The following is an 18,290-nucleotide window of genomic DNA, read 5'->3' on the forward strand; positions in this document are numbered from 1 at the left end:
TTCACAAGATCGCGGCTAGCCCGGCCTCCGGTTCCGCGATCTTGTTGATCCGTGCGGGGGCGGGCCTGCCCCGTTTCACAAGATCGCGGCAAGAAGCGGTCTCGCGGCCGAGCGGCGCCGGGTCAGGCGGAGGCGCTGCGCAGATCGGTGAGGCGGTCCTGGAGGCGGGCCGCCTGCGACTCGGTGAGGCCCCCTTCACCCAGGCGCTGACGGACCTTGCGGCTCAGCAGGTCGACCTGATCGTCCACCTGCACGTCGGAGCCGCCGTCCAGCTGGCCCAGCAGGTTGAGGAAGTCCAGGGCCACGTCGGGCCGGATCTCGCCGGCCTCCTCGCCCTGCTCGACGGCGTCGCGGACCCGGCTCACCGCGGTGTCCACGGTGAGCGTCGACTTCGGCGTCACGGATTTCGCGGCGGCGGTCGGCGGTGCCGGCGGCGGGGTGGTCGCGGCCGGGCTGCTGGCCGCCGGTGAGGCGCTCGGCGGCGCCGCGAACTGGGCCTCGTCGTCCGGCTGGCTGACCGTGTTGACCAGCACCACGAACGAGCCGGCCACCACCGCCAGGCCGACGCCGAGGGCGATCCGGCGGCGGTTCAGCGACGGGTCGCCGGCCGGCCGCGGGACGACCCGCGCGCTGCCGGTCGGCGGCGGCGCCGGCAGCGGGATGGTGCGGCGGGCCGCGGTCGACGGGATGAGCCGGGACAGCGTCCGGCGCGCCTCGGACGCGGACGGGCGGCGGTACGGGTCCTCCTCGAGGCACCGGCCGATCAGGTCCCGGAGCCGTTCCGGCAGGGTCTCGGGGAGCTTCGCGGGACCGTACTGCTGGGCCGCCGCGAGCTCCTCCCAGGTGTCCACCGAGTAGGGCGGCTCCCCGCACACCATCTCGAAGAGCAGCACGCCCAGGCCGTAGAGGTCGGTCGCGGGCTCGGCCGGCTTGCCGTCGAGGCGTTCCGGCGCCGCGTACGCCGGGGTGCCGAACGTGGCGCCGGTGTCGTCGTCGTCCGGCTCGCCGGCCGTCGCGCTGATCCCGAAGTCGAGCAGTTTCACCCCGCCGGGGCAGAGCATCACGTTGCCCGGCTTGATGTCGCGGTGCACCACCCCGGCGGCGTGCGCGGCGGCGAGCGCCTCGGCCACGGCCGCGCCGATCGAGACGGCCTCGCCCCACGGCATCGGGCCGTCGGCGATGCGGGCCGCCACGGTCTCCCCGCTGAGCAGTTCCATCACCACGAACGGTGCTACCGAGCCGTCCGGGCGGACCGCCTCGCGGTAGTCGTGCACGGCCGCGATGCCGGGGTGCGAGAGCCGGGCGGCGAGGCGGGCCTCCCGCCACGCCAGGTGCGCGGCCCGGGTGTCGCCGGCCGGGAGCTTGACCGCGACGGGGCGGTCGAGCAGCTCGTCGGTGGCCCGCCAGACCTGCGCCATGCCGCCCGTCTCCAGCAAGGTGACGAGGCGGTACCGCGAGGCGAGGAGGATCCCCGGGGCCGGCCAGACATCGTGCATGCGAGGACATTCGCGGAGTCCGGCGGGCATGTCAACCGCTGCGGGCCCGGAAGGGCCGGTTTGGACGGCAACCGTCCGGCAACCGTGCCCGCTACCGGCCCGAACCCAGCGCTGCGGATCGTAGTGGGCAACCAACCGGTAGTAGGGAGTCCACAGTCATGCGTATGCGCCGCACCGCCGCCGCGATCGTCATCGCCGCGGCCGTCACCGTCTCCGCCGCCGGTACCGGCGTGGCCTACGCCGCGTCGCCCGCCACCGGCAAGGCGCCGGCGGCCGCGAAGAAGCCGGCGTCCACAAAGCCCACCAAGGCCCCGACCAAGGCCCCGACCAAGGCCCCGGCCACCAAGGCCCCCGCGAAGAAGGCCCCCGCCAAGAAGAAGGTCAAGGTTGCCTTCTCCGCCAACGGCACGGTCACCGCGGCCGACGCCGCGAAGGGCACCATCACGGTGAAGGTCACCAGCGGCACCAAGGACGTCAAGGGCAAGTCCGTCACGATCGCCGTGCCGTCCTCCCTGCAGATCAAGCTGAACGGCAAGCGGGTCGCCCTGAGCGCCCTCGGCGCCGGCCAGAAGGTGCAGATCACCGGCACCCGGATCGACGCCGCCTACACGGCCGCGAAGCTCGTCGCCACCGGTAGGAAGACCGTGAAGCCGGCCCCGAGCCCTTCGGTCACGCCGACCCCGGCGCCGTCCGAGACCGTGACGCCGGCCCCGGAGCAGACCGAGGCTCCGGAGGCCCCGGAGGCCCCCGAGGCTCCGGAGGCTCCCGAGGCAACGGAGACGCCGGAGCCGGCCGAGTCCGCATAGATAGAGCATAAATAGATCAGTCGACGGTGGGCGGGAGGACCCGGGCGGCCTCCCGCAGCGCCGCCGCCGCGGCGGTGTACGGGTTGTAGGTGTACGTCCGGGAGATCGTCCCCGGCACGGTGAAGTAGCTCGCCGCGAGCTTCGCCGGGTCGGTGGCGATCTCGCCGCGGGCCACCGCGTCGTTGCCGTCGTCCCAGCCCCACGGCGCGTTGGCCGAGTTCGTCCCGCACGACCAGGTGCCGGTCCCGCAGCCGCCGCTCGTGTCGCCCGCGAACGTGCCGAGGCCCGCGAACAGGCTCGTGGTGTTCCGCTGGGCCCAGAGGCCGCCGGCGGCGAACACGTCGACGAGCCGGTACCGCACGTCCCTGTCGTCCGGGCCGGACGGCGCCTCCGCCACGGTCGAGGACGGGTAGTAGACGATCCCGTCGCCGTCGATGGCGTACTGCGGGTAGGCCTTCAGCCCGTGCCCGCGGGCCTCCTGCGCGGTGACCGGGTGGGCGAAGGCGTCGTGCGGCGACGACGCGGTCCGCAGCGTGCCGTCGATCGTCTCGCTGCCGTTCGACCACGTGCTGCCGGCCGGCGTGTACGAGAAGAAGTCGCTGTGCGCCACGGTCACGGCGGCCCGCAGCACCCCGTAGTCCGAGCCGTCCCGCTCGACCACGATCAGCACACCCTCGCCGTCGTTCTCGTGCTCGGTCTCGAAGAACGGGTGGTCGATCCAGTCCCGGGGGTGGAAGAACAGGTACGTCAGATACCAGTGGGTGGCGGTCTCGGCCACCGACCAGTACGCGTACGCGGTGGTGTCCGACCCCGCGTTGTCCCAGTTGTTGCGGCCGTTCAGGTCGCCGTCGAAGTCGTACCGGGTGATCATGTCGGCCTTGCCGGCCAGGGCGTGCGTGCCCGTCGCGTCGACGTCCTGGTAGTGGACCGGCGCCCAGCGCTGCGCCAGCTCCGCCCGGCTCACCGCGGCCCGCGCCGGCACCGCCGGGACCGCCGCGATCAGCATGCCCGCCGCCACGGCGGCCACAGCTCTTCTGAGATACATGAGCGTCAATTTAGCTAAGGCGATGCGGATTCCAGCCGATCGCTGGCGGAGATCGCAGAAGAACGGGAGACGAACAGATGCCCGCAGCGGCGCCCCTGAGGCGCGACCCGGCACTCGTCGTGCTCCTGCTGGGCGGACTCCTGCTGACCGGCGCCTACACGCTCGATCTCGGCAGCAGCCGGGCGCAGATCCTCGCCGCCTGGCTGGCCATCCCCGTGCTCGACCTGCTGCAGGCGTACTGGGCCCGGTCGGTGGCGCGCACACCCGGCCTCCCGGCGGCGTCCCGGCGCTTCTGGCAGGCCATCGCCGCGTCCGGCGTCGTCTTCCTCTGCGGCGACGCAATCCAGTGCGTGACCCTGCTCGCCGATCCGTCCGACGACGGGCTCACCCTCCATCCCGCGCAGAACGCCGCCGCCCTGATCGGCGTGCTGCTGATCTGCGTGGCCGCGCTGCGATATCCGGCCGGCTCGTGGCGGAGCGTCCGGACCACCCGGTTCCTGCTGGATGCCGGGATCACCGGCACGGCGGCGGCGGTGATCGCCTGGTGCCTGGTGACCCGCCCGGGTGTGCCCGGCGCCGGCGCGCACGTCTACGTCCCGCTCGCCTTCGGCGCCGGGCTGCTGCTGTGTGCCGTGTTCCTGGTGGTGCGGGTGGCGATCAGCGGGAACAGCCCGTTGTCCCGGCCGGCCGCGACCCTGCTGGTCACCGCCGTGCTGATCCAGGTGCTGGCGGCCGCGGTGGGGCCGACCCTGGACGCCCGCCACTTCCACCTGCAGATGATGCTCGCCTTCCTGCCCTGCCTGCTGACCGCCGCCGGTCCGCGGGTGCAGCTGCTGATCGGCTCCGATGGGGGACGGTCCCGGCAGGGCGGCGGCGGCCGCCGCCGGTACAGCGTCCTGCCGTACACGGGAACGGTGATCTGCGCGGCCGCGCTTGTGATCGTCCTCGCCACCGGCGGGCTCGGCCTGACCGCGTGGGGCGCCCTGGCCGGGCTCATCGCCAACGTGGGGCTCGTGGTGGCCCGCCAGGCGCTGTCGCTCGCCGAGAACAACCGCCTGCTCGACCGGCTCGACGACAGCCTCGCCGAGATCAGCCGTCGGGAACAGCTCCTCGAGTCGATGCTCCGGCATTCCAGCGAGATCATCTCGATAGCCGCGCCGGACGGTAGATTCCTCTTCGTGAGCCCGGCCGTCGAACGCCTGCTCGGCCTGCCGGTCGCCCACGTGCTCGGCCGCTCGTCCCGGGAGATCCTGCACCCGGAGGACGAGGAGCGCCTCGGCGCCGACCTGGACCACCTCTTCCGTACGCCCGGCGCCGAGATGGCCTACGAAGGGCGCTACCGGCGCGCCGACGGCACCTGGCGCTGGCTCGAGGTGTTCGCGATGAACCAGAGCCACGTACCCGGCATCGGCGGTCTCATCTGCAACGCCCGCGACGTGACCGAGGCCCGGGAACTGCACGAGCGGCTGCGCTACCAGGCCGGCCACGACGAGCTGACCGGGCTGGCGAACCGGCGCGAGTTCACCGCGGCGATGCGTCGCGAGCCCGGTGAGGCGGCGGTTCTCCTGATCGACCTCAACGGCTTCAAGCAGATAAATGATTCGTACGGGCACGCGACCGGCGACGCGGTGCTGAGGCACGTGGCCGCGCTGCTGATCGAGTGCGCCGAACCGGGTGACGTGCCGGCCCGGCTCGGCGGCGACGAGTTCGCGGTGCTCTCGGCCGGCGGCGATCGGGCCGCCGCCGACCGGCTGGCGGAGCGCCTGCGCACGGCGCTGTCCCGGCCGGCCGAGGTCGGCGGCCGCGCGCTCGCCGTGGGCGCCAGCATCGGCGTGGCCGCGGGCTCCACCGGCGACCCGGACCAGCTGCTCAATTCCGCGGACCTCCGGATGTACGAGGAGAAGCAGCGCTCGAGAGCGGTCCCACGGTGATCGCCGCGCTCGTCGCCGTCCTCGGCGTGGCCTGGTACCTGTTCTGGTCGGCGACCGGGACCGGGCCGGCGGCCGTCGCCTACCTGTTCATGCCGGCCGGCCTGCTCGCCGCCCTGGCCGCCCTCCGGTCGATGCGCCGCGCGACGGCGCTGCCCCCGGTGGCGGCCCGGTTCTGGCGGACCCTGGAGATCGCCTGCTGGCTGCTGACCGGCGGGTACGGCATCCTGGCCGGCGCCGCGTTCCGGTCCTCGCCGGAGCTGCCGGTCATGCCGATCCCCTCGGTCGTGCTGGCCGGCGCCGGGATGCTGCTGGCCATGGTCGCGGTGGCCCGGGTGCCGCTCGGCGTGGACGGCTCGCGGGAGCGCGGCAAGCAGCGCCTCGACCGGCTCATCGCGTTCCTCGGCTGCGCCACCGTGCTCTGGCACTTCGGGCTGGCCCCGATGATCATGGCGCCGGAGCCGTGGAGCACGCCGGTGCTCGCCATCGTGCTGCTGGCGTTTCTCTTCGCGGCCGCCGCCATCACGAAGGTCTCGTACATCCGCGGCGGGCCGGTGGACCGGAGAGCGGTCCGGCTGGTCGCCGGCACCGGCCTGGTCGCGGCGGTGGTCGCCGTGGCGGCGGTGGCCGGCGGCGCGGACGGGCCGGTCCAGGCGCAGGCGCTCTGCCTGCCGCTGGTCCCGCTGCTGGTCGCGCTGGCCGCCCGCCGGCAGCGGGTCGCCGCGGTCGCGCCGGCCCGGACCCGGGACGTCATGCTCCCGTACCTCGCCATGCTCGCCTCCGACGTGGCGGTCGCGCACGTGCTGTTCGGCGCCGCGCCGCGCACCGAGACCCGGATCGTGGTGATCGCCTCGCTGATGGTCACGGCGCTGGTCACGGTCCGGCAGTACCTCGCGTTCCGGGAGAACGACGCGCTGCTGCGAGAGAAGCGCGAGTCCGAGGCCCGGCTCGTCTACGAGGCCACCCACGACCCGCTCACCGGGCTCGCCAACCGGTCGCTGTTCCGCCGCCGCCTCGACGAGACCCTGGCCGCCGGGGAGGGCGTGATCCTCCTCGTCGACCTGGACGACTTCAAGACCGTCAACGACTCGCTCGGGCACGACGTCGGCGACGAGCTGCTCGTCGCGTTCGCCGGCGCGCTGACCGCGGCGGCCGGGGCGGACGGCGAGGTGGCCCGGCTGGGCGGCGACGAGTTCGCGATCCTGGTCGCCGAGCCGGCCCGCGGCGAGGCCGTGGCCGCGCGGGTGATGGCCGCGACGGACGGCCCGGTCGGCCCGGACCGGCTGCTCGTGCACGTGAGCGCCGGCCTCGCCGCGGCGCCGCCGGGAACCGCCGCGAGCGCCCTGCTGCGGGCCGCCGACACCGCCATGCACGTGGCCAAGGAGCGCGGCAAGAACAACTGGGTACGGTACGCGGCGGGCATGGAACGCGCCGCCCAGCAGCACGCCCGGCTCGGCGGCGAGCTCCGCCGGGGCCTGGACGAGGGCGAGTTCCGGGTCGTCTACCAGCCGCTGGTCGGGCTCGCCGACGGCCGGATCGTCGGCGTCGAGGCGCTGGTCCGGTGGCAGCACCCGGAGCGCGGGCTGATCCCGCCGGCCGAGTTCATCCCGGCGGCCGAGCGGACCGGGCTGATCGTGCCGCTCGGCCGGTTCGTGCTGCGCGAGACCTGCCGGCAGGCGGCCGCGTGGATCGGCGAGTTCGGGCCGGGCGTGCTCGCCAAGGTGGCGCCGAACGTCTCGGTGCGCCAGCTGCACGACCCGGACTTCGTCACCGACGTGCGGGCCGCGCTCGCCGACTCCGGGCTGGGCGCCGAGCTCCTGGTCCTGGAGCTCACCGAGTCGGCCGTGCTGCGCGGGCCGCGGGTGCTGCGGGTGCTGCACGAGCTGCACGGCATGGGCGTGCGGCTGGCGCTCGACGACTTCGGCACCGGCGAGTCGTCGCTGAGCCTGCTCCGGGCGTTCCCGGCCGCGATCGTGAAGCTGGACAAGTCGTTCGTCGACGGCATCGAGCTCGACGAGCCGGGCACGCCGCAGGCCGACGCCCGGCAGGCGGTCGCCCGCGCGGTGATCCAGCTGGCCGGCGCGCTCGGCCTGGACACGGTGGCCGAGGGCATCGAGAACCAGGAGCAGGCCGACCGCCTGCACCGGCTCGGCTACACCGTGGGCCAGGGCTATCACCTGGGGCGGCCGGTGGGTCCCCGGGAGATCTCCGCGCGCTTCGCGGCGGAGACCCGGCTGCGTGCGCAAGCTCCGGCAGCCGCCTGATCAGGTCGGCCCGATATCGTACGTCGGTGGACACGGCGGATGACGGCACCAGCACCGCCCGGTCGCTCGCTGCCTACCTGGCGGGGGTCACCTTCGCCGACCTGACCGAGAGCCAGGCCACGGCCCGGCTCGTCGACGCGATCGCGGCCTGGGGCGGCGAACAGGGCTGGCGGGTCTACCGCCGGGCGCCGAGCGTCTTCCCGCTGCCCCCGCCGCTGCGCGGCAACTCGGTGCTCGACGTCGCCTGCGCGCGTGCCGGCGGCCCGCCGATCGCGATCGAGGTGGACCGCAGCGACCGGCAGCGCACCGTCGACAAGCTGCTCGCCGAGGCCGCGGCCGGCCGGCTCGCCATCTGGGTGCGCTGGGGCGCCGGGCCGTTCACGCCACCGCCGATGCCGGTGCACCTGGTGACCCGGGAGGCGGTCCGGCGCTCCGGCCGGTGGCACACCGCGACCGACATGCCCCCGCCACAGCACTCGGATCGGTTACCCTCCGGTAACATCGCGGAACTGCCTCTGGAGGACGCATGACCGAGCACCCCTACCGGCTGGCCTGGCGGGTCACCGAGCCGATCCACGCGATGATCTACTTCGTGCCCGAGGCGCCCGAGGCGTACGCGAAGGCGGGTCTCGACGACGGCGGCGCCGCGTACTTCGCGTCCCGGGGCGCCGTGTTCGGCCCGTGCGGACCCGGCGTCGTGGCCGCGACGTTCTACAACTTCAACCCGGCTCTGGTGGCCCGGGCGCTGCCGGCCGCCTGGCAGAAGACCACCCCGGAGGCGCTGCTCGCGGCCCGGCACGACGCCGTCACCGCGGCCCTGACCCGCGGGCTCGGCGCCGACGTGCTGGACGGCCCGGAGGTCACCGAGGCCGCCGCGCTGGCCCGGACCGCCGCCGAGGCCGCGACCGCGCTCCCGCAGGGCCGGCCGCTGTTCGCCGCGCACGCCGAGCAGCAGTGGCCGGACCGGCCGCACCTGGCGCTCTTCCACGCGCAGACGCTGCTCCGCGAGTTCCGGGGCGACGGCCACGTGGCGGCGCTGCTGGCGGCCGGCGTGAGCGGCATCGAGGCGGTCGTGCTGCACGTGGCGAGCGGCCAGGCGGACGAGCGGTTCCTGCGGGTGACCCGGGGCTGGAGCCGGGACGCGTGGGCGGAGGCGCAGGAGGGCCTGCGGTCGCGCGGGCTGCTGGACGGCGACGGCCTCGCCGAGGCGGGGCAGCGGCTGCGCGCCGAGATCGAGGAGCGTACCGACCGGCTGGCCGAACCGGCCTACGCGGCGCTCGGCGAGGAGGGCGCGCTACGCCTCGCCGCGTTGACCCGGCCGCTCAGCCGTACGCTGGTGAAAGCGGGTTTTCTGGCCCCTGGCGGCCGGACTCGCTGAGCCAACCGGAACGTGAAAAGTCGCACCTTTTGAATCGTTGTCGTGAGCGTAGCGAGGGCGTCACTCTTAGTTGGTGACCCAAGAACGGAGACACCCCGCGTCCTGGTGGGCGCAGTTCCAAGAGGCCTCCGACCGATTCGACACCGCGTACCTGACCGAGGGGCTCGGTGATCTGATCAATGCGAAGATCTCGGCGCCGCTGCTGCGGCGTGAGGCCCAGATAGCCTCGGACATCGTCGTCCGGCACCTGAACAAACCGAACAGCGAGGAGCTGGCCGAGCGCTCGGCCAAGGCCGTCGAGCGGCTCGTCGAGACGGTGAAACGGCTCGAGGAGCGCTCCGGCGACGGATTCGAGCTCACCGAGGCGAACGCCCTCTGCCACCTGCTCGAGGGCCGGATCGCCGAGGCCGCCTCGGAGGCCGAGGAGTTCGTGAAGACCCAGCAGATCCTGCGGGTCTTCGTGGGCGCGCTGCGCATGGAGAGGTTCGACAACGACCTCGCCGTCCGCATGCTCGCGGCCGGCCACACCCCCGGCGCCGCCCTCGGCTCCGGTGCGGTGGTCGGCAAGTACAGCTGGTGGCCGAGCTGGCTCATGAAGGTGGTGACCGAGCGCGCCATGGCCGGCCGCCTCGACGAGCAGACCATCTCGGCGCTGGACCGGTGCGCGTACGCCGAACTGAGCCCGGCCCAGTCCCGCATCGCCCGGCGCCTCCTCTCCGGCGAGGAGGCCCTGGTCGAGACCACAGCCACCCGCCTCGAAGCGCTGAACGAACCCCGAGCCGCAAAACTTCTGCGCGAGGGCGACCTCACCGCCGTAGCCCTGGCAGCCCGCCTGATCCCCCTCTAACCCACCCCTCCACCCTCACCACCCCTCACCGCCCCCGCCGCCCCCTCTCCCTGCGATCTTGTGAATCTCTGCAGCAACGGGCCTGCGCAGACTCACAAGATCGCGGGGAGAGGGGGAGGCGTGGGGAGAAACGGGCGTAGGAGGCGTGGGCGGGGTGAGGCCGGCGGGCGGGTGCGGGTGGGGGCGGTTCTGGTTGTGGGCTATGCGCCGCCCTCTTCGAGGGTCACCGTGGTGGGCTGGAAGGTGGCGCCGTTGACGTCTACGCCGGCGGCCTTGGCTGCCTCGATCGCCTGGGTGATGTAGTCGTTGGTGTAGGCGAGACCCTCGGGGGCCTTGGTCAGCACCGTGTCGCCGGTCTGGTTCTTCGTGGTCATCGAGATGTCGACGGTCTGCTTCCAGGCCGCCTCGTCGATGACGCCGATGCCGCCGGTGGACGGCCAGATCAGCTTGCTGGTCTCGTTCATCTGCCACAGCTGGTGGCTCTTGCCGAGCTTCGAGCCCTTCGCCACCACCAGGTCACGGCACTTCTCCGCGTTGTCCCGGCAGAACGCCCAGCCCTTGATCGTGCCGGTCAGGAATTTGACGGTCTGCTGCTGGTACGCCGGGTCGTTCAGTTTCTCGGTGTTCGCCCAGACGGCGTCCTGGAGCATCGACGACCCCTCGGTCTTCCAGTCGATGATCGAGAAGTCGTCGGCCGTGTAGAGCTCGCCGGTGGCCGGGTTCTTCGCTTCGAGCAGCTGGGCGTACTCGTTGTAGCTCATCGCCTGGGCCGCGTCGATCTCCTTCTTCAGCAGCGCCTGCATGTCGAACTGCTGCTGGACCAGGGTGACGTCCCTGCCCGGGTCGATGCCCGCCTTGGTCATGCCGGCGAAGAGCTCGAACTCGTTGCCGAAGCCCCAGTTGCCGACCTTCTTGCCCTTGAGGTCGGCGGCGGTCTTGATGCCGCTGTCCGCCCACGCCACCTGGTAGGTGCCGGACCGGGCGAAGATCTGGCCGACGTCGGTGATCCCGGCGCCCTGCTCGCGGGAGGCGAGGGCCTTCGGCACCCAGGCCACCGCGTAGTCGGCCTTGCCCTGGGCGAGCACGGTCTGCGGGACGATGTCGACGCCGCCCTCCAGCAGTTCGACGTCGAGTCCCTGCTCGGCGTAGAAGCCCTGGTCGACGGCGGCGATGTAGCCGGCGAACTGGGCCTGGTAGAACCACTGCAGCTGGAGCTTGATCGGGGTGAGCGCGCCGCTCGCGCCCGGGGTGGCGGTGGTGGGGGTGTCGGCCGTGCCGCAGCCGGCCAGGACCAGGACGGAAGCGGCGACGAGGGAGGCAAGAGGAGTAAGACGCATGAGGGGACCTCTCAGGAGATGAGCCGCTGCCGCCACGGCATGGCGAGCCGTTCCAGCAGCAGTGTGGCGAGGTAGAAGGTCAGTCCGAGGAGGCAGGCGCCGGCCACGAAGGCCCAGGCACGGGGGTAGGCCGTGAACGCCGCGGCGGAGGTGATCCGCGCGCCGAGCCCGTCCTGCAGCCCGCCGAAGTACTCGGCGACGACCGCGGCGATCACGGCCAGCGACGACGCCTGCCGCAGGCCGGTGAAGAGGTGGGGGAGCGCGCCCGGCAGGCGCACCTTGCGGGCGAAGGTCCAGCCGCTCGCCGCGTACGTGCGCATCAGCTCCTGGTGGACCGGGTTCACCTCGCGCAGGCCGCGCAGCAGGTTCAGGAAGACCGGGAAGAACACCACGATCGCGGTGACCAGGCGGCGCGGCACGCTGCTGGTCGACTCGAACATGTTGTTGAGGATCGGGGCGAGCGCGATGATCGGCAGCGCGTTGATCACCGCGGCGAACGGGACCGAGACCTCGCCGAGGATCCGTGACCGGCTCGCCAGCAGCGCCGCGAGGATCGCGAGCAGGCTGCCGAAGATCAGTCCGACCAGGGCGTTGGCGCCGCTCGCGAGCGCCGCGTCCCACACGTTCCCGCGCTGGACGAGCAGTTCCCGCCCGATCGCCGAGGGGGCCGGCAGGATGAACGGCGCGATCCGCCCGAGCGTGACGGTGAGCTCCCAGAGGACCAGGGCCAGAATGCCGGCGATCACCGGTGGCAGCACGCGTCTCATGAGCGCAGCGCCTGCCGTACCTCGGTGATCTTCTCGAAGTAGATCGGGGCCTGCCGGCCGGCCTCGTCGCGGGACGGCAGCTTCACGTCGATCGCCGCGGTGATCCGGCCGGGCCGGGCCGACATCACCACCACCCGGTCGGAGAGGAAGACCGCCTCGGAGATCGAGTGGGTGACGAAGACCGTGCTGGTCCCGGTCGTCGCGCAGATCCGGAGCAGCTCGGCCTGGAGGCGCTCGCGGGTCATCTCGTCCAGCGCGCCGAACGGCTCGTCCATCAGCAGCAGCGGCGGCCGCACGGCGAGGGCCCGGGCGATCGCGACCCGCTGCTGCATGCCGCCGGAGAGCTGGCCCGGGTAGTGCCCGGCGAAGTCGGCCAGGCCGACCAGCTCCAGCATCTCCTCGGCCTTGGCCCGGCGCTCGGCCCGCCCGGCGCCGCGCAGCTCGAGGGGCAGCTCGACGTTGCGGCGCACGGTCCGCCACTCGAAGAGGCCGGCCTGCTGGAACGCGATGCCGTAGCCCTGCTCCTCGCGGGCCGCCGCCGCGGTCTTGCCGGCCACGGTGACCGTGCCGGTGGTGGGCGGGATCAGGTCGGCGATCAGGCGGAGCAGGGTGCTCTTGCCGCAGCCGGACGGCCCGATCAGGGACACGAACTCGCCGTCGCCGACCGTGAGGTCCACCTCGGACAGCGCCGTGACCTCGTCCCCCCGCCCCTTGTTGAACACCTTCGTCACGCCCTCGACTGCCACGGCGGTCATAGGGTCACCACCTCCACGTGGCGCCGGTGCCGCATGAGCGGCAGTTCCAGGAGACTGACGGCGCCGGCCACGAGCAGGCCGAGCAGCGCCGCGCCGAGCATGGCCGTGTAGACCTTGGCGGGGTCCGAGGTGGCCTCCCGCGAGTACTCGATGATCAGGCGGCCGATGCCGCCGCGGGTGCCGGTGGAGATCTCGCCGACCACGGCCCCGACCACCGCGGCGGCGCCGGCCAGGCGCAGCGCCGGGAAGAGGTAGGGCAGCGCCGCCGGGAAACGGAGCTTCATCAGCGTGCGCCACCAGCCCGCGGCGTAGCTGCGCATCAGCTCGACGCCGGCGGCGGACGGCGACTGCAGGCCGCGCAGCATGCCCACCGCGACCGGGAAGAACGCGAGATAGGCCGCGATCACGGCGACGGTCGCCCAGGGCGGCATCACGACGCCGCCCCAGCCGGCGATCAGCGGCGCGAGCGCCACGAGGGGCACGGTCTGGGAGAGGATCACGTACGGCAGGAGCCCGCGCTCCACGATCCGGAAGCGCTGCATCGCGACCGCCAGCGCCAGCCCGATCACCGCGCCGGCCAGGAATCCCACGGCGGTGATGCCGAGCGTGAAGACGCAGGCGTCGAGCACGACCTGCCAGACCGGCCGGCCGCCGGCCAGCTCGGGGGAGCCGAGCCGGTCGGCGATCGTCCAGAGGTGCGGCATCGAGAGGTCGTCGGCGCGCGGGAGGACCCGCACGCCGAACAGCACCGTCCCCTCGGGGTTGCCGGCCGCCTTGTAGCCTTCCCAGAGCAGCGCCGCCACGATCAGGCCGGCGACGACCGAGAGGATTCTCCTCATCCGAACGCCGGGATGACGCTCTCGCCGTACGCGGCAAGGGTTTGATCTTTCGCGTCGTGCTGGAGGTAGACCGCGAACTGGTCGACGCCCAGCTCCTTGAGCTGCTGGAGCTTCTTCAGGTGGCTCTCCACCGGCCCGAGGACGCAGAAGCGGTCGACGATCTCGTCGGGCACGAACGTGGTGTGGCTGTTGCCGGCCCGCCCGTGCTCGGCGTAGTCGTAGCCCTGCCGTGCCTTGATGTAGTCGGTCAGCGCCCGCGGGACGGCCCCCGACGATCCATAGCGTTCCACGATGTCCGCGACGTGGTTGCCGACCATGCCGCCGAACCACCGGGTCTGCTCGCGCTGATGATCCAGGTCGTCGCCGACGTAGGCCGGCGCCGCGACGCAGAACTTGACGGCGTCCGGATCCCGGCCCTTGGCGGCGGCCGCCTTCCGGACCGCGGCGATCATCCACTCCGCGATGTCCGGGTCGGCGAGCTGCAGGATGTACCCGTCGCCCACCTCACCGGTGATCGCGAGCGCCTTCGGCCCGTACGCGGCCACCCAGACCTCGAGGCGGCTCTCCGCCGCCCAGGCGAACTGGATCTCGTTGCCGCGGACCGTCACCTTCTCCCCGTTGCCGAGGCCCTTGATCACCTGCACGCTCTCGCGCAGCTGGCCGAGGGTCTGCGGGGTGAGGCCGAGGACGCGCAGGGCCGAGTCGCCGCGCCCGATGCCGCAGACGGTCCGGTTGCCGTACATCTCGTTGAGTGTCGCGAAGAGCGAGGCGGTGACCGTCCAGTCCCGGGTGCCCGGGTTGGTCACCATCGGCCCGACCACGATCCGCTCGGTGGCGCCGAGGACGGCCGAGTAGACGACGTACGGCTCCTGCCAGAGCACGTGCGAGTCGAACGTCCAGAAGTGGCTGAAGCCGGCCGCCTCGGCCTTCTTCGCCCACTCCACGATCTCCAGCGCCGGCGGGTCGTTCTGGAGAACCACACCGATGTCCATGAGGCCTCCCTAGACCAGGTAGTCGCTGAGGCCGCGCTTGACGTACCGGCCGCGGCCGGCCCGCCCGGTGTACTCGCCACCGGAGGCGATCACCTCGCCGCGGGAGATCACCGTGTCGACCCTGCCGTCGATCTCCCAGCCCTCCCAGGCGGAGTGGTCCATGTTCATGTGGTGCGTCTCGACGCTGATCCGGGTCCGGCCGTCCGGGTCGTAGAGCACGATGTCGGCGTCCGAGCCGGGCGCGATCACGCCCTTCCTCGGGTAGAGGCCGAACATCCGGGCCGGGGTGGTCGCGATCGTCTCCACCCAGCGGGCCAGCGACAGCTTGCCGTCGACGACGCCCTGGTAGATCAGGTCGACCCGGTGCTCGACGCTGCCGATCCCGTTCGGGATCTTGGAGAAGTCGCCGCGGCCCAGCTCCTTCTGGTCCTTGAAGCAGAACGGGCAGTGGTCGGTGGAGACCACCGACAGGTCGTTGGTGCGCAGGCCCTGCCACAGGTCGGCGCGGTGGCTCTCGTGCTTGCTGCGCAGCGGCGTCGAGCAGACCCACTTGGCGCCCTCGAAGCCGGGCGCGCCGAGCTGGTCCTCCAGCGTGAGGTAGAGGTACTGCGGGCAGGTCTCGGCGAACACGTTGCGTCCCCGGTCCCGCGCCTCGGCGACCTGTTCGAGGGCCTTCGACGCGGAGAGGTGCACGATGTAGAGCGGGCAGTCCGCCGCGACGCTCGCGAGCCAGATCGCCCGGCTCGTCGCCTCCGCCTCGAGCTCCTGCGGCCGGGTCAGGCCGTGGTGGATCGGGTCCGTCTCGCCGCGCTCGAGGGCCTGCTTGACCAGCACGTCGATGGCCGGCCCGTTCTCCGCGTGCATCATGATCATGGCGCCGTTGTCGCGCGCCTTCTGCATGGCGCGCAGGATCTGGCCGTCGTCCGAATAGAAGACCCCGGGGTACGCCATGAACAGCTTGAAGCTGCTGATCCCCTCGTTGGTGACCAGGTGGTCCATGGCCTTGAGGGACTCGTCGTCCACCCCGCCGAGGATCATGTGGAAGGCGTAGTCGATGTGGCAGTTGCCGTCCGCCTTGCCGTGCCAGGCGGCCAGCCCGTCCTGCACGACCTCGCCGTATCGCTGGACCGCGAAGTCGACGATCGTGGTGGTGCCGCCGATCGCGGCCGCCTTCGTGCCGGTGTCGAAGGTGTCGCTCGCCGCGGTGCCGCCGAACGGCAGCTGCATGTGGGTGTGCGCGTCGACGGCGCCGGGGATGACGTACTTCCCGGTCGCGTCGATCGTGTGGGCGATCTCGGGTGCGCTGCCCGGCGCGAACAGGGCGACGATCGTCTCGCCGTCGACGAGCACGTCCGCCTTGACGGGTCCGGTGGGACCCACGACGGTCCCGCCCTTGATGAGCATGCTCATGGCCGCACCAGGTCCCCGTAGGCGTCCGGCCGGCGGTCCCGGTAGAACTGCCAGCGGTCGCGGACCGTGGCGAGCAGGCTCATGTCCAGGTCGCGCACGATCAGCTCGGGGTGGTGCGTGTCGCCGACGTCGCCGACGAACTTCCCCTCCGGGTCGACGAAGTAGGTCTGCCCGTAGAAGTCGTTGTCACCGAGGTCCTCGACGCCCACCCGGTTGATCGCGCCGATGAAGTACTCGTTCGCCACCGCGCTCGCCGGTTGTTCCAATTGCCAGAGGTACGAGGAGAGGCCGCGACTGGTCGCCGACGGGTTGAAGACGATCTGCGCGCCGTTCAGTCCGAGCGCCCGCCAGCCCTCCGGGAAATGGCGGTCGTAACAGATGTAGACGCCCACCTTGCCGACCGCCGTGTCGAATACCGGATAACCGAGGTTGCCGGGGCGGAAGTAGAACTTCTCCCAGAAACCCTTGACCTGGGGAATGTGGTTCTTGCGGTATTTGCCGAGGTATTTCCCGTCGGCGTCGACCACGGCGGCGGTGTTGTAGAGGACGCCCGGCTGCTCCTGCTCGTACATCGGCAGGACCATGACCATGCCGAGCTCGGCGGCGAGGGCCTGGAAGCGCTCGGTGGTGGGGCCGGGGATGGACTCCGCGTACTCGTAGTAGGCGGCGTCCTGCACCTGGCAGAAGTACGGGCCGTAGAAGAGCTCCTGGAAGCAGATCACTTTCGCGCCCTGGGCGGCGGCCTCACGAGCGTAATCCTCGTGGACCTTGATCATCGATTCCTTGTCGCCCGTCCAGGTGGTCTGGACGAGGGCGGCGCGGACGACTCCGGTCGTCATTTGCGGCCCCTCTCAAATTGATCTTCATGCACGCTTCGTTTTCGGAGGCGACAGCGCGCGGCGCCTGTGATCGTGTGTTTACTCCTCGTCGTGTGTCCTGCGCTAGCTCTTGCTTGTCGGCGCCGGATGCCGTAGGACACTAACGACACACATTGAGGCGGACAATTGCCCGAACGTTACGGAATGTTTCGGAGAGGATAATTTGCTGACTCTGATCACCGGGGCGGTTCAGGACCGCAGCGCCCGCGGCATCGCGGCGGCCGTGAGCCGTCTGATCACCGCCGGGCGGCTGCCGGCCGGGATCCGGCTGCCCACCGTGCGGTCGGTCGCGACCGAGCTCGGTGTCAGCCCGACCACGGTGAGCGAGGCGTGGCGCAGCCTCATCCACGCCGGCGCGATCCAGACGCGCGGCCGTTCCGGCACGTTCGTCTCCGGGCCCCTGCCGCCGCGGGAGCGGTTGCGGTACACGCAGCTCGGCGGGGTGAACGCCGCCCTGCCCCGGGACCTCTCCACCGGCGTGCCCGACCCGGCCCTGCTGCCGGACCTCAGCGAGGCGCTGCGCCGGATCGGCGACGGCCGGTGGGCCGGCAGCTATCTCGACGCGCCGGTGCTCCCGGAGCTGGAGGCCGTGCTGCGGGAGCGGTGGCCGTACCCTCCGGAGCGCCTCACCGTGGTGGACGGCGCCATGGACGCCCTGGACCGGATCGCCGGCGCCGTGCTCCGGTTCGGCGACCACGTGCTCGTCGAGAACCCGGCCTTCGCGCCGCTGCTCGACCTGCTCCAGGCGCTCGGCGCCACCGTGGTCGGCGTGCCGATGGACGCCGGCGGCCTGGACCCGGCGGCGCTGCGGCAGGCCCTGCGCGACTACCGGCCGGTCGCCCTCTTCCTCCAGCCGCGCGCCCAGAACCCGACCGGGACCAGCATGGACGGCCGGCGCGCGCTGGTCCTCGCGCAGGCACTGCTGGACGCGCCGAACGTGCTGATCGTCGAGGACGACCACGCCGGCGACATCGCCTCGGCGCCGCCGGTCAGCATCGGCACGCACCTGCCGGACCGGACCGTCACGGTGGCCGGCTTCGCCAAGAGCCACGGCCCGGACCTGCGGCTCGCCGCGGTCGGCGGCCCGGCGCACGTCATCGACGCGGTGGCCGACCGCAGGCTGCTCGGGCCCGGCTGGTCCAGCCGCCTCCTCCAGGGCGTGCTCCTCGACCTGCTCACCGACCCGCGCGTGATCGCCCAGGTGGCGACCGCGCGGGACACCTACGCGGCCCGGCGCGCCGCCCTCCTCGCGGTGCTCGCGGCCCGCGGGGTGCAGGCCACCGCGGCCGACGGCATCAACCTCTGGATGACCGTTCCCGATCAGCAGAACGCGATGGTGGCGCTGGCCGCGCACGGGGTCGCCGCCGCGCCCGGCGCGCCGTTCTGCGTGCAGCCGCTGCCGGACGACCACCTGCGGATCACCGCGGGCCTGGTGGCCGGCGGGTACGACGACCTGGCCGGGGTGCTCGCCGCGGCCGCGCAGCAGACCAGCCGCGGCAGCGGACGGCGGGGGCAGGGGCACCCGCACGGCTGGAGATGACCTTCAGG

The 18,290-nt window shown here is 72.4% G+C and carries 16 protein-coding genes; 7 read left to right on the forward strand and 9 right to left on the reverse strand.

Translation table 11 applies throughout. The features are described 5' to 3' along the window. Nucleotides 1–122: 122 nt before the first annotated feature. Nucleotides 123–1,496 carry a serine/threonine-protein kinase gene (locus tag AB0G10_RS41705; protein WP_360935620.1) on the reverse strand — a complete coding sequence of 458 codons (1,374 nt, stop codon included), beginning with the start codon at nucleotides 1,494–1,496 and terminating at the stop codon, nucleotides 123–125. A 158-nt stretch (nucleotides 1,497–1,654) separates the two neighbouring features. Between AB0G10_RS41705 and AB0G10_RS41710 the strand changes: the two genes are divergently transcribed. Next, a complete protein-coding gene (locus AB0G10_RS41710) occupies nucleotides 1,655–2,302 on the forward strand; it encodes a hypothetical protein (RefSeq protein ID WP_360935623.1) in 648 nt (215 codons plus the stop codon). 16 nt (nucleotides 2,303–2,318) lie between these two features. On the opposite strand, the gene AB0G10_RS41715 is transcribed toward AB0G10_RS41710, so the two are convergent. Continuing rightward, on the reverse strand, nucleotides 2,319–3,347 hold the full coding sequence (locus tag AB0G10_RS41715) for a hypothetical protein (RefSeq protein WP_360935626.1): 1,029 nt from the start codon (nucleotides 3,345–3,347) through the stop codon (nucleotides 2,319–2,321). A gap of 77 nt (nucleotides 3,348–3,424) precedes the next feature. Here AB0G10_RS41715 and AB0G10_RS41720 point away from each other — a divergent pair, with 77 nt between their 5' ends. The 5 genes from AB0G10_RS41720 to AB0G10_RS41740 all read left to right on the forward strand — a co-directional run bounded on the left by AB0G10_RS41720 (nucleotide 3,425) and on the right by AB0G10_RS41740 (nucleotide 9,764). Beyond that, nucleotides 3,425–5,278 (forward strand): diguanylate cyclase, encoded by a 1,854-nt coding sequence (locus AB0G10_RS41720; RefSeq protein WP_360935629.1) that lies wholly within the window; start codon nucleotides 3,425–3,427, stop codon nucleotides 5,276–5,278. Continuing rightward, the gene (locus AB0G10_RS41725) at nucleotides 5,275–7,539 is read left to right on the forward strand and encodes a bifunctional diguanylate cyclase/phosphodiesterase (protein ID WP_360935632.1); all 2,265 of its coding nucleotides are present in this window, start codon (nucleotides 5,275–5,277) and stop codon (nucleotides 7,537–7,539) included. The genes AB0G10_RS41720 and AB0G10_RS41725 overlap by 4 nt, the downstream gene beginning before the upstream one ends. A 26-nt stretch (nucleotides 7,540–7,565) precedes the next feature. Beyond that, nucleotides 7,566–8,069, forward strand: a complete 504-nt coding sequence (locus tag AB0G10_RS41730; protein ID WP_360935635.1) for a hypothetical protein — start codon at nucleotides 7,566–7,568, stop codon at nucleotides 8,067–8,069. Next, nucleotides 8,066–8,917, forward strand: a complete 852-nt coding sequence (locus AB0G10_RS41735) for a hypothetical protein (RefSeq protein WP_360935638.1) — start codon at nucleotides 8,066–8,068, stop codon at nucleotides 8,915–8,917. The genes AB0G10_RS41730 and AB0G10_RS41735 overlap by 4 nt, the downstream gene beginning before the upstream one ends. Nucleotides 8,918–8,990: 73 nt before the next feature. Then, nucleotides 8,991–9,764: a hypothetical protein gene (locus tag AB0G10_RS41740; protein ID WP_360935641.1), complete on the forward strand. Its 774-nt coding sequence runs from the start codon at nucleotides 8,991–8,993 to the stop codon at nucleotides 9,762–9,764. A gap of 200 nt (nucleotides 9,765–9,964) precedes the next feature. Here the strand turns inward: AB0G10_RS41740 and AB0G10_RS41745 are convergent, their stop codons facing one another. Genes AB0G10_RS41745 through AB0G10_RS41775 form a run of 7 tightly spaced genes read right to left on the reverse strand, consistent with a single transcriptional unit; the run spans nucleotide 9,965 to nucleotide 16,703 of the window. Beyond that, a complete protein-coding gene (locus AB0G10_RS41745) occupies nucleotides 9,965–11,101 on the reverse strand; it encodes an ABC transporter substrate-binding protein (RefSeq protein ID WP_360935643.1) in 1,137 nt (378 codons plus the stop codon). A gap of 11 nt (nucleotides 11,102–11,112) precedes the next feature. After that, nucleotides 11,113–11,868: an ABC transporter permease gene (locus AB0G10_RS41750; protein ID WP_360935646.1), complete on the reverse strand. Its 756-nt coding sequence runs from the start codon at nucleotides 11,866–11,868 to the stop codon at nucleotides 11,113–11,115. Continuing rightward, nucleotides 11,865–12,623 (reverse strand): ABC transporter ATP-binding protein, encoded by a 759-nt coding sequence (locus AB0G10_RS41755; RefSeq protein ID WP_360935649.1) that lies wholly within the window; start codon nucleotides 12,621–12,623, stop codon nucleotides 11,865–11,867. Before AB0G10_RS41755 ends, AB0G10_RS41750 begins: the two co-directional genes overlap by 4 nt. Next, a complete protein-coding gene (locus AB0G10_RS41760; RefSeq protein ID WP_360935652.1) occupies nucleotides 12,620–13,462 on the reverse strand; it encodes an ABC transporter permease subunit in 843 nt (280 codons plus the stop codon). The genes AB0G10_RS41755 and AB0G10_RS41760 overlap by 4 nt, the downstream gene beginning before the upstream one ends. Continuing rightward, entirely contained in the window at nucleotides 13,459–14,454 is a 996-nt protein-coding gene (locus AB0G10_RS41765; protein ID WP_360935655.1) for a TIGR03842 family LLM class F420-dependent oxidoreductase, read from the reverse strand. The genes AB0G10_RS41760 and AB0G10_RS41765 overlap by 4 nt, the downstream gene beginning before the upstream one ends. A 9-nt stretch (nucleotides 14,455–14,463) precedes the next feature. Next, nucleotides 14,464–15,864, reverse strand: coding sequence for a dihydropyrimidinase (hydA, locus tag AB0G10_RS41770; RefSeq protein ID WP_360935658.1), 1,401 nt, complete (start codon nucleotides 15,862–15,864; stop codon nucleotides 14,464–14,466). Then, entirely contained in the window at nucleotides 15,861–16,703 is an 843-nt protein-coding gene (locus tag AB0G10_RS41775; protein WP_360935661.1) for a nitrilase-related carbon-nitrogen hydrolase, read from the reverse strand. The genes hydA and AB0G10_RS41775 overlap by 4 nt, the downstream gene beginning before the upstream one ends. 202 nt (nucleotides 16,704–16,905) lie before the next feature. Between AB0G10_RS41775 and AB0G10_RS41780 the strand changes: the two genes are divergently transcribed. After that, complete coding sequence (locus AB0G10_RS41780) at nucleotides 16,906–18,282, forward strand: aminotransferase class I/II-fold pyridoxal phosphate-dependent enzyme (RefSeq protein WP_360935664.1); 1,377 nt, start codon at nucleotides 16,906–16,908, stop codon at nucleotides 18,280–18,282. The last annotated feature ends 8 nt before the right edge of the window (nucleotides 18,283–18,290 follow it).

The organism is Actinoplanes sp. NPDC023714, assembly GCF_040639855.1.
In the GTDB taxonomy this organism is placed as follows: domain Bacteria; phylum Actinomycetota; class Actinomycetes; order Mycobacteriales; family Micromonosporaceae; genus Actinoplanes.